Genomic DNA, 12,502 nt, shown 5'->3' with positions numbered 1-12,502 from the left:
ATTTTAATTACTTCATACATTTAATAAAATCAGGAAAATATTACCATAACTCTTGACACTTCAAAACTATTCCCTCCTTAGATCTAGTAATTAAGTAAAATACTTTGTATAATTTATGCTAACACAATGTTAATAGACAAGGAGCAATACAATTGAAAGTTATTGATTTATTCTGCGGCGCTGGCGGATTCTCGGAAGGCTTTGAAAGAGCTGGGTTTGAAATAGTCAAAGCCTACGATATATGGGCACCAGCAATCCTTACTCATAATCAGAATCACGGAAATGGGAAAGAAATTGCATTTAAAGGTGACGTCTATAAAATCTCTATGTTAGATGATGAAGAATTTGAAAAGTATATACCTGATACAGAAGTTATAATCGGTTCTCCTCCATGTATCGCCTTTTCAAATTCCAATAAATCAGGAAAAGCAGATAAAGCAGAAGGCATTAAACTTATCGAAGCTTTCCTAAGAATTGTTGCAAGAAAAATGAATAAACCAAATAGCAAATTAAAATATTGGGTTATGGAAAATGTAGCTAATTCCCAAAAATTCCTAAAAGAACATTATACAGCTACAGATTTAGATTGGCCTGATTTAGGAAATTTCACCTTAGATATTCCTCAAAAAAATATTTTTAATATGAAGTATTTTGGAGTTCCAACTAATCGTAAACGATCCATCTGTGGTAATTACCCTGAATTAAGTGAGTTACATGGTGATGAAAAACTTATTACCTTAGGAGATATTCAAAGTGCATTAGGAAAACCAAATCCTAATGGATATAAAAAATCTCCCCTGAAAATAAAAGATCCAATATACGGAATAGAAATTCCTTCTAGTGAACTGACAGATCATCATTACATCAAGGAAATCCCCTATTTTGAATGGATAAAAGCCAAACGCCAAAAACAGGATAAAGGGTACATGGGTAAAATGTCTTTTCCTGAAAATAAAGAAAATCCAGCGAGAACAATTATGGCAACATTATCAGGTTCATCAAGGGAATCCATGATTTTCAAATTGGAAGATACAGAAGAAAGATATAGATTCCCAACTATACGAGAAGCAGCAACATTAATGTCATTTCCAATAGATTTTAGATTTTATGGTGATAGTGATGCAGTAAAATATAGAATGATTGGTAATGCCGTAACTCCTAAATTTTCCTATGAAATTGCTAAGAACATTAGACAAGGTTTAAATCCTAATTTATTTAAAGACAAATTTTCAGAGAAAAAAATTTTTGATACGAATATTCCATTTACAAATTTAAATGGTGTCTATTTTGAATTAAAGCAAGAAAAGACCAAAAAGTTTGAATCTAAATATAGTTATCATGTACCATATACTATAGAAAAATCTTACAGAGTAGGTTTAGAAAACCATTTTTATGAAGGTAAGGTGAAATGGGAAGCTAAAATTCATTACTCCCAAGGAAAAAATGCAAAGAAATATGAAAATATCTTTATAAATATTAATTTATTTACCCAAAGCGAATTAAAGAATATTCATGATTTTGTAACTACTTACATCAATAAAATAAAATCAATGCATAATCTACAAATACAATATTGTAAAACTATTGATGATAGAGATGGAATTGGACCAGATGAATTATTAAATAATATAAAATCTTTTATAGATACAAATATTAGTCTTAAAAGATTCTCTTATATAAGGGAAATTGATAAGGAAATCTCTATGAAGATAATTACATCTTATTATTTAATGGAAAATATTTTAAGGGGGCTTGAAAATGACAGCTAGAACCTCTGCTATGAGCGAAGACTTAAGAATAAATAAATTAAGTGAAATCAAAAAAATAGAAACACCTATTATGACAGGTATAAAATTATTTTATAAAGGCCAAGAAAGAAAATTCGATGTATATCAAATCCCATTAGAGTATTTAGTATACAATCCCTACAACGGGAGAATAGGCACAAAAGTTAAAACATTCGAGGTAACTTCTCATAAACTAAATCCTGAAAATTCAGATGACATTTATATAATTGAGCAATTTTTATGGGACTCTAAACCTGATCGAAATAGAAAAACTTTAAAAAGCCTATTGAAAATTGGACAACAAGAGTACGGCATAGTAACTAAAAATGGTTATATAATCGATGGAAACCGTAGGGCCTCCCTGTTAAATAAAATTAATAATAATAGAGAAGAATATAGTAAAAACTATGATATAAAACATTGTAAATATTTTAATGCTATTATTCTTGACGATAACGTTGGTCAAAAGGAAATTCTCCAACTTGAGACAATGTATCAAATGGGGCGCGAAGAAAAACTTGACTATAACGCCACTGAGAAATATTTAAAATGTCAACAACTTAAAGAAGTAGGATATTCTCTTAATGAAATAGCGGATATGATGGGAGAAAGTAATCCTAAAAATATTCAGAAATACTTAGATATTTTAGATTTAATGGATCAATATTTAGAATACTATGATTATAAAAACATGTATGCAATGTTAGATAAACGTGAAGGTCAATTTGTAGATTTGAATAGTTATGAAAAAGCATATAGGAACCGAAGTGGTAATGCTAAAACAAACTGGAATCCACAAGATGATGACATTTCTGAGATGTTACAAATTAGCTTTGATTATATTCGTGCACAATATGAAGGTAAAGAATTCAGAAATATAGCTAGAAATGGAAAATCGACTGTTCCGCAAAGCTTTTTTGCATCTAACAAACTTTGGGAAGAATTTAGAGATAAGCATTTTCAAATAGTAGATAAAGTAAAAGAAGACTCCATTGAAGATTTTTTATCAAGAGCCCATAATGACGAAGAAATTATTGATACCTTAACCGATAGAGATGAAGAATGGAAAAAGAGTGTTATTAAACCTCTAACACAAAACTTAAAATACAGTAAAAGTAAGTTAGATAATATTCAAGAAGCTGATAAGCCATTAATTTTATTAGAACGTGCTAAAAATGCATTATTAGAGATTGATGAAAATCAAGAAAGCTTATATAGTGAAAACGTATTATCAACGATCAAAGAAATAAATAACTTATCATATGAACTTTCTAAAACTGTTAAGAAGCAACTAAATCAGAGGGTATAATATCATGATAAATTTAAAAATTACTTCTCTTGAAGATAGCTTTTTATTAATATGTGATAACCCTAAAGAGATTAATAAAAGAATTCTCTTCCATTTAAAGAGATTATTTAATGCAACTGAAACTGCAGAAGGAATTAAAATACCTAAAAACAATAATGAAAATATAATTTCTGAATTGAGCGACTATCTTTCGAAGAAACAAATTAATTTACTTTTAGATTCAGAAGCAGATAATACATTAACAAATCTTTATAATGAAGAACTAATGTTTAAAGAATTCTCAAATAAAGCAAAGAACATTTGGAATAAGAAATTAGAAGAAAACGAATTCAGTAGTTTTTGTAATATTTTGGAATCAAATTTAGTCCGTACTTTATATCCTTTACAGCTTTTAGCTGCTTATCATTTAGCTTTTTCTCAAAACGCTTGTAATTTTTCAGTACCCGGAGCTGGAAAAACAAGTGTAGTCTATGGAGCGTATAGTTACCTAAATAATCTCGATGTGAACAACCCTAAATATGTTGATAAGATACTAGTAGTTGGACCATTAAGTTCTTTTGGTCCATGGGAAAAGGAATTCTCAGAATGTTTCGGAAAGAGACCTGAAGTAAAAAGAATCTCGGGTGGAAAACTTTCAAGTGAGCAAAGAAAGAGATACTTTTTTAGTAGGGATACTGCTGAAATAACCTTAATTTCCTATCAAGGGGTTATAAGTCAAAAGAAAAATCTTGAGTTTTTCTTGAAAAATAATAATGTGATGGTCATTCTCGATGAAGCACATAAAATCAAAAATACCGATGATGGTAAAATATCTAAGATAATATTAGAACTAGCACCACTAGCTAAGGGAAGAGTAATACTAACTGGAACTCCTGCTCCAAATGGCTATAGGGACTTATATAATTTATTTAAATTCATTTGGCCAGGTAAAGAAATAATAAATTTTAGTTTAAACCAATTAGATGAAATGACATCTAATTCCAAGGACCCTAGAATTGAAATGTTAATAAAAGATATCTCTCCTTATTTTGTTAGAATAAAAAAGAAAGATTTAGGATTACCTGATAAAGTCGAAAACCCTGCTATTGTAATACCTATGGATAATATCCAAAAATTAATATATGAAACACTAGAACAGAAAACTATTAAAGGCTTACTAGATGATGAAGATGGACTAGTAGATGAATTTAAAAAGGCAAAAATTATTAGATTAATGCAGGCAGCAAGTAACCCCTATCTATTATTAAAACCAATTCAACAAGGTGTAGTAGACATAGATTATTCTCCCGGAACTTTTGATGAAGAACTTATTACTGCTTTAATTAATTACGAGGAAACTAATTCTATTCCACCTAAGTTCGAAATTGCTTTAAATCTAATAAAAGAAATAATAAATAAAGGTGAAAAAGTAATTGTTTGGGCAATATATATAGACACTGTTGAACGATTTTCAGACTATCTATTAAATAACGGAATTGAATGTAAAATTTTATACGGTAAAACTAAAGTGGAATCAGAAGAATTAGATGAAAGCGTAGAAACTAGAGAAAAAATAATTAGAGATTTTCATAATGATGAATCTGAGTTCAAGGTTATTATTGCCAATCCTTTTGCTGTAGCAGAATCCATTTCCTTGCATAAGGCTTGCCATAATGCTATTTATTTAGAACGAAATTTTGACGGAGCAAGATATATTCAGTCTAAAGATAGAATTCATCGATATGGCTTGGATCTTAATACTATAACAAATTATTATTATCTTATTACTGAAAATTCTATCGATGAAGTTATTAATGAGCGACTAATTGAGAAAGAAAATTTAATGATGCGTGTAACTGAAAATTCCGATATACCGCTATTCCAAATTTTAGATGAAGAATTAGATAAAAGTGATATTAAGGCGTTGATTGATAACTATGTTAACAAAACTCATTAATTGTAGAGCATATGCTGATTTAAATAAATGCATATTATTGCTAGATGTTTTAAAAACAGAATATAGATCTTTACAAGAATTAAAGACATATTTTTCTAACGATATAATAATAAGTATGAATTTAGAAGATACGTTAAAATTATTTGAAGCATTAGGATATCTTCTAATCACTGAAGATAATTCTTTAAAAAAGTACAAAGCTACTGATATTCAATATAGTCAATGTTTAATAATAAAAGGTATTTTAAGCTTATTAATTAAAAGTAAGGTATGTGAATGGATTAGAATTGATTTAAACTTTTATATAAAAATAAATCAAGAATTTTATGCACTTCGAAACTTATTAGTACTTTCAGAAGTAATAGTAAAATCTCATATAAATAGATTTTATCGAATTGAAGATTGTTACTCCAATTACTTACAAAAATTCTCTAAAAAAATCAACAAAGAACAACTACTTAAACAATTAGAAGAACAACATCTATTAGGAGAACAAGCTGAAAAGTATGTTCTAGAATTAGAACGCAATCGATTTAATTTCTTGCGAGAGATTAAACATACTGCACTTGAAGATAACAATGCTGGATACGACATAATGTCATTTATAGACAATGAAAGTACTGAGTACGATAAATTTATTGAGGTTAAGTGTTATTCTAATCATTTTAGACGTTTCTTTATAAGTAGTAACGAAATAGCTCAATCGGAAAATTTAGGACGGAATTATTTTCTATATCTTGTAGACTTTAAATTAAATTCTCCACCTATTATTATACAAAACCCTTTCCAAGTTATCTTTAATAACCCCGAGATAGCTTATAAAGTTGAAAATCTTAGCTATAATGTAGATAATATTATGGAGCAATTAAAGACTTAGCATAAATAATATCTCATTCTTTTTAAATCGCTAATTATTATATCTATTTACATCTTGTTTATAAGAATCCTTTTATTTTTCATAATTATTTTATTACTATAAGAACAGGGATGTCCTATAATCAATCACTAGGACATCCCCATCGGTTATTAATACATATTGTTCCCTGCAATAAAAAACAACAATATTAAAATCTTTATAGCAGCTCTACTTCTTCAATTCCAAATACATTATCTGGTACAAAATTATGCACGCAAGAGCTTTCTCTTAAATACTCTATATAATCATATATCTGCTCTTGCTCATACCCCTCCAGTTCTAATGCCCTAGCTATTAAACTATATTCATTTGATAGATTGGTTTGGAATATTGCACTATCATCAGTATTAATAGTAATAGCAACATGAACTTTATTTAATTCTGAATCTAATCTATGCGTATTCATTCTGAAAAACGGCAAGTCAATATACTTTGTAACGGATGAAATTTTACGATTAGAACTTGGGTTAGCCTCTACAACGATTCCCCGTTGAACCAGTTTCTCTTTTACAATATTTTGTGCTAATTTTACCATCTCAATCCATACTTGATCTATGCTAAATTCTTTTGGCTCTCGACTACATTTTAATAGCTTTTCGTCATATAAATAGATATAATTTAGTTCCCTTGCACCTGGATTTAAAAAAGCTTCTTTGTACCAATCAACATTGATATTTCTATCAAAACAATTAAAGTTAGTTAAATGACTTTGTAACTTTTCTGTTAATTTAACATCTTCTAATGTAGAATAAATATTAATATTATCACTGCGTAATGCCATACTATGTAAGTAATCATTAATAGAAACTTGATGTTTTAATAATTTATGTATATTACGCTCATACAAATCCCTTAAATAATTCACATACTCGGTTTGATAGATTCCTTTACGGGTAAATAATCCATACATCCAAACAATGTTATCAAGGTAGTCCTGGATAGAAGTAATGACTTTGTATCTCTTCTTTTTATAATATTTATCTACATCAAAACCTAGCGCTAATGCATGGCCTAAACGATCACCGCGTTGATATTCAAGATATTCAATTGCTTCATCTACATTACGAATACCACTTTCGAGTGTTTTAAACTCTTCACCTACGTGAAAAGTAAATGAAATCCCGTCGGCACTTTCTAACTGGTTACGGTGTTTCCTAAAGTGAGTAGCAAATACTTCTGGGGGACAACCTATTTCTACATTAGCAGCATCAATTGCTAAAACTTTTTTCTCAAATTTAGCCAAATCCTCTAAATCAAAAATTTTTGCATCGCTTGCTAAAACATTAGCTACTGTAGCTGCTTTTTGGCTAATCTCTTTACGATATGCAGAAAATCTCCCTGTCACATCATATCTTTCATCCTGTGCTAACTTTTCATTTTTTATATAATGTATGATTATACCAAATTTAATTTTAGAGATACCTGGATAATTCTTTTTATATTTTTTATATACCTTGTCATTTTCGTTTTCTAATTCTTTTATAAGTTGCTGAAGTTCTGCTCGATTTTTTGGTGCAATGCGAAACTCAATTTTCTTCACATTACGTTCTTCATAATATTTTTCAAACACACTTCGATAAATTTCGATATCAGTGGGAATCAATTCTGATTTGACATTTTCAAATAATTTAAATCGTTGGAATCCCATCCCAACATTATCTTGATATAGTTCAAATTTAAATATTGAAGCTCCCCATAAATAATAATTTAGTAAATTACGTTCCCAACAGTCTCTTCCATCATTTAATATACGCTTAAATATTTTGTATAAAAAAACTCGCTCACTATGACTAGCTGGCAAATCTCTGTATCCTTCCAATTCATTATTCAATTTCATAATAGCATCCTGTAATATCTCGCTATATTGAATACTTAATGCATCTATTTCATCCTTATTCTTTGCATCTAAAAAACAGATAATCTTTTGCTCTGTTTGGCTCTCCTCACCATCTATACGATTCATCAAAAGAATCCGAGCAATTTTTACTTTAAATAGTGCAGTATAAATTTCATCAGATGTATACCCCATCATTTTGAAATCTAAAAAATTATTATTATTTTTTATAAATTCATCTAGTGTAGATAAATTCAAGAAGCTCATTTCTAAAAACTTATTCCATGAGATTTCAGTTGTAAGTCCAGATCCCTTCAGATGCATATGCCCTTCACAAATACCTTTGGATAATATTTTGTAAATTCTTTCATTGTCGTGCTCTACTACAATATTCGTGTTTCTTACCAGTTTTTCATTTTGGTGAAGTGCTGCAAATGCCGCAATGAAGACATTTGCATCTACTTTATTTTGGAATCCGTTCCATTCTAATATATGTTCATACTTTACTGAAATCTTTGCTTGATTAACTTTGAATAACTTTTCGGCATAATATGGAAACATAAAAATACTATCTGTACTATTAAAACGTTCCTTTAATAGCATACATTGATAACTCAGTATCTCATCTAATTCATCACCTGAATAATTAAAAGGATATAACTTTTGATAACAAGTTTTGCAATACTGTTGTACAGAATCTTCCTTTAGTATGAAGAAACCAGGTTGTGACAAATTATCATTATTAATACGAAGAAACCTTTCCCGATAAATTGTCCTTAGAATACGATCTGCTTGTCTCATTTAATATCATCCATCTTTAAAGAATAATTTTCTACAAAAGCTTTTCGAATAGCTTGTTCTGATATATCTTTATTATTGATTAAGTTTTCTTTAATATTATTATCTAATTTTGAATTTGGGTCTTCGATTAATAATTTCAACCATGATATAAGATTTTCTTTAGAATAATACGCAGCTTGCATCCCTAGAGTTATGGTCAACTTTTCCTCATCTGTAAATAAATAACTTTTTGTATTTGTTACATCATCCCTAAAGATATTAGCTCTTTCATTTAAAATATCTAACCAGATTTCAGAGATTCTTCTTAAAAAGTAAGCTAAACTATTATTAATATTATTAGAAGCTCGATCATAATTTCTACTTAACAAGAAATCTAAGTCAAACAGAGAATAAAATACATAATTCCCCTCTTCTATAGCACGTTCTAAATATTGTTCTTTAACAAAATATGTGAAAGGATTAAAGTTATAGAAATTACCACTGATTAACATACTATCATCAAATAAATCTTTTTGACTTTCGCTTAGCTTTGAATTTCGTGAATTTCTTTGTTCAAAATAATTTCTAAATCTAAAATTATGAATGTCTCTTTTATTAATAGAACCTCTCCCTCTAGCAAACGAGGTTATCTCACTGTTAGTTGACATATTAGTATATAAAATCTTGTCAATTGTTTTGTAATTTATTTTCTCTTTAATTAAAAAAATTTTCAAACTTAATCCGGCTAATCTAAGAAAAATAAAATTCTCAGGAATTATGCTATATCTAGTAATTTTATAGTATGTTGTATCCCAAAACTCATTTAAAATACTATCAGTATTTGGTCTTCTAAAATATAGGTTTTCATTATCAAATACCAATTCAAATCTTTTATGGATTTTGCCATCCTCAATTTTATATACTTCCTTTAAAAGGGATTCTAATAAAATTACTGAATATAATATTTTTATTACAAAAATATAATGGTAATTTTTGTAATTATATTCGGCGTTTAACTTAAATTCATCAATTATTTCAATAATGTCTCCTAAGCAAACATTATAAGCTTGCGTATATTTTATATTTAATAATTCTTTAGTAACATCATATACATGCTCTTCTTCTAAATTAATTGAAGAACTAATTTTTTGATATAGATCCTGATATAAATAGTAATTTTTAAATTCTGATTTTGCATTAATCCATCTAGATATACTTTCAAAGTGCCACACATCTAGCAACTCTTCTGCACTTATATAGAAATAATCTCTTAATCTATATATATTGCTTAATAAATTTAATTTATTATTTCTATGATCTTTAAAAATATCTACTAATAATTCGTAAATTTGTATTACAGTTCTTAAACTAAAAGAAGATTCAAATAAAATTCTTTCATTGACATGTATACCTTTAATATTTATAAGCGTAAGCCTTGCAATGGCATGGTATATATTATCTAAAATTGATAATTGGTTATTAAATCTGTATTCATCTGTAATAATCTGTTTCTCATGTCCAAAAACTTCAAATAATTTTTTATTTAAAATCTCCGCACTTCTCGGCATTGAAACAATATGCGTTTTTGGCACTAGCTTTTCAATATAAGTAGCAGCCTGTTGTCTAATCTCATTATTATCAATAAAGCTAAGGTTTAATAAATTTTTATTTTCCTTAATTTTCTCATTGTGCACAGAGTTCAATAGTTGCTTAGGTCGATATGAAATAATTGTTATCACATTAACACCTAATATTTGTTTAATTTCTTCTAACATTTTATATATACGCTTATTTTCAACTAAATCTAGATCATCTATTAAAATAATTACATTTCCAATTTTATAATTATCACTACCAATCTTATATTTCCACGCACGTTCAAATAGATTACCTATTTCACCAACAATTGTTAGACGTTTATTAAATTGATCCAGTATTTCAATGTCTGATAATTTATTATAAAAATCTCTCGTCGAGTCTTTTTCTTTGGCTATTACATCTAGCCACCTTAATAAATCTCTTGTTAGTTCATTTTGACAAATTACTTTTTCGGTACCTTTCTTTTCTTTTATTTCATTGTACATTCTTGTTAAAACTAATTCTAAAATCCCCATTGAATCACTGAATTCATTCGGATCGGTTACCCCAATTACCCAACAATCCTTTAGTTCATTATCACTTTGAATAGCTGTTTTAATAGTACCTAATAAGGAGCTTTTACCACTTCCCCGTTCCCCACTAATAGCAATAACTTTATTAGTATTTGTTCTACGTGCATTAAATTGGACATTATATTTATCTTCCCTTAAAGATTCAACTAATTTTTTTACTCTATTAAGTTGCTCTCTAAATAGATAGTCTGAATTATTAATATCATCTTCTGTTAAAATATATGCTTGCTTGTATTTATTCCAATCTATTTTACTCATTCATCTCTTCCTTTTCTAAACAGTTTATATGTCTAAGGTACAATACCTTCAAATTATTAAATAAAACAAAGACTATTTACTCAATTTCTTCTTCATTATACCATTTAACAATATCTTATTACTCACTAAATTATGAATAACACCCTAAGGAAATTTATTTATATACTCTAAATTTTGGCCCTTTCGTTCGGCCGATTTGTACAACCCGGCCTGTTAGAATGGTGCTTACAGTTTACATGTAAAAGGTGAGGTTATGGCAATAGATAACAAGGTTCTAAACATTCGAGAGGTATTACAGGAGAAGATTGCGTCGGAATATGCACGTGTTTATCAAACGAAAATGGATAAGGAGATCCCGTCTATTGACTGGCGAAACGATAAAATCAATGTCGTCAGTTTATTTTCTGGGTGTGGTGGATTCGATCTTGGATTTGAATTAGCTGGACTTGTGGCGACTATAGGAGAAGAACAAGCAATGACCGCTTTTCGTTCACAAGAAGATTTTAATGCCATTCGTCATCGAAGTATTTTTCATACCATTTATACAGTTGATTGCTTCAAAGAGGCAAATCAATCCTATTCATTGAATTTCCCTGCTACTGCTCAGCAAACGATCGATATTCGGAAAGTACATCACTTCCCAAAAGCGGATTTAGTCATTGGCGGATTTCCGTGTACCGGCTATAGCGAAGGCGGATTGAGACTCATCGACGACGAGCGCAACTTCCTATACATTCACTTCATCCGCTGCATTACGCAAGCGAAGCCTGATGTATTCGTCGCAGAAAACGTGAAAGGACTGATGACGATTGGAAAAGGTGAAGTCATTAAACAAATTACCGAGGATTTTGCGGCTTGTGGCTATGATGTGCAGTATCAATTATTATCATCAGAACAATACGGTGTACCGCAGTTACGGGAGCGGGTGTTTATCGTCGGTGTGAAGAAAGGGCTCGGATTTAAATATAAGTATCCACAACCAACACACGGAGACGGATTGTTGCCATTTGTGACATTGCGAGAAGCCATTGGGGATTTGGAGGCAAATCCCGGTCCGTATTTTACAGGCTCCTATTCCAGCATTTATATGTCCCGAAACCGCAAGAAACGTTGGGACGAGCAAAGCTTTACGATTCAAGCATCTGGTAGACAGGCCCCGCTTCATCCAAGTGGCTTGTCGATGGAAAAGGTCGGGAAGGACGAGTGGAGCTTCCCAGATGGCGAGGAAGCACACCGCCGTTTATCGGTTCGGGAGATTGCCCGCATTCAAACATTTCCGGATTGGTTTACATTTAGCGATGGCGGCAATCCGAATGTGACCGAAAATAACCGCTTAGATAAGCAATACAAGCAAATCGGCAATGCCGTTCCTGTATTACTTGCCAAAGCAGTAGCTGACCCCATTGCAAAATGGGCTGTTGAACGTGTGAAAAAGCGTGTCATCGATGAAACACAGCAATTGCAGTTGTTTTAAAACAAAATCCCACCGCCTCCTGTGCAGTGGGATTCCC

7 protein-coding genes are annotated in these 12,502 nt (G+C 30.0%); 5 read left to right on the top strand and 2 right to left on the bottom strand.

Features of this window, described 5'->3' with window-relative positions:
• Positions 1-152: 152 nt before the first annotated feature.
• The 4 genes from AC3II9_RS06325 to AC3II9_RS06310 are packed head-to-tail and all read left to right on the top strand — an operon-like array spanning position 153 to position 5,909.
• Complete coding sequence (locus AC3II9_RS06325) at positions 153-1,769, top strand: DNA cytosine methyltransferase (RefSeq protein ID WP_489154114.1); 1,617 nt, start codon at positions 153-155, stop codon at positions 1,767-1,769.
• Positions 1,759-3,096, top strand: a complete 1,338-nt coding sequence (locus AC3II9_RS06320; protein ID WP_489154112.1) for a hypothetical protein — start codon at positions 1,759-1,761, stop codon at positions 3,094-3,096. The genes AC3II9_RS06325 and AC3II9_RS06320 overlap by 11 nt, the downstream gene beginning before the upstream one ends.
• Before the next feature lie 4 nt (positions 3,097-3,100).
• Positions 3,101-5,032: a DEAD/DEAH box helicase gene (locus tag AC3II9_RS06315; protein WP_489154110.1), complete on the top strand. Its 1,932-nt coding sequence runs from the start codon at positions 3,101-3,103 to the stop codon at positions 5,030-5,032.
• Entirely contained in the window at positions 5,013-5,909 is an 897-nt protein-coding gene (locus AC3II9_RS06310; protein WP_489154108.1) for a protein NO VEIN domain-containing protein, read from the top strand. The genes AC3II9_RS06315 and AC3II9_RS06310 overlap by 20 nt, the downstream gene beginning before the upstream one ends.
• Before the next feature lie 196 nt (positions 5,910-6,105).
• On the opposite strand, the gene AC3II9_RS06305 is transcribed toward AC3II9_RS06310, so the two are convergent.
• Together AC3II9_RS06305 and AC3II9_RS06300 are read right to left on the bottom strand one after the other, a co-directional pair.
• A complete protein-coding gene (locus AC3II9_RS06305; protein ID WP_489154106.1) occupies positions 6,106-8,583 on the bottom strand; it encodes a hypothetical protein in 2,478 nt (825 codons plus the stop codon).
• Positions 8,580-10,991, bottom strand: a complete 2,412-nt coding sequence (locus AC3II9_RS06300) for a P-loop NTPase fold protein (RefSeq protein ID WP_489154104.1) — start codon at positions 10,989-10,991, stop codon at positions 8,580-8,582. Before AC3II9_RS06300 ends, AC3II9_RS06305 begins: the two co-directional genes overlap by 4 nt.
• 253 nt (positions 10,992-11,244) lie before the next feature.
• Here AC3II9_RS06300 and AC3II9_RS06295 point away from each other — a divergent pair, with 253 nt between their 5' ends.
• Positions 11,245-12,465, top strand: coding sequence for a DNA cytosine methyltransferase (locus tag AC3II9_RS06295; RefSeq protein WP_489154102.1), 1,221 nt, complete (start codon positions 11,245-11,247; stop codon positions 12,463-12,465).
• Positions 12,466-12,502: the final 37 nt, after the last annotated feature.

The sequence above is a fragment of the Lysinibacillus sp. RU7 genome, from assembly GCF_057837305.1.
Note: the sequence above shows the minus strand (reverse complement) of the source record. Positions and strands in the feature narration are given on the sequence as shown.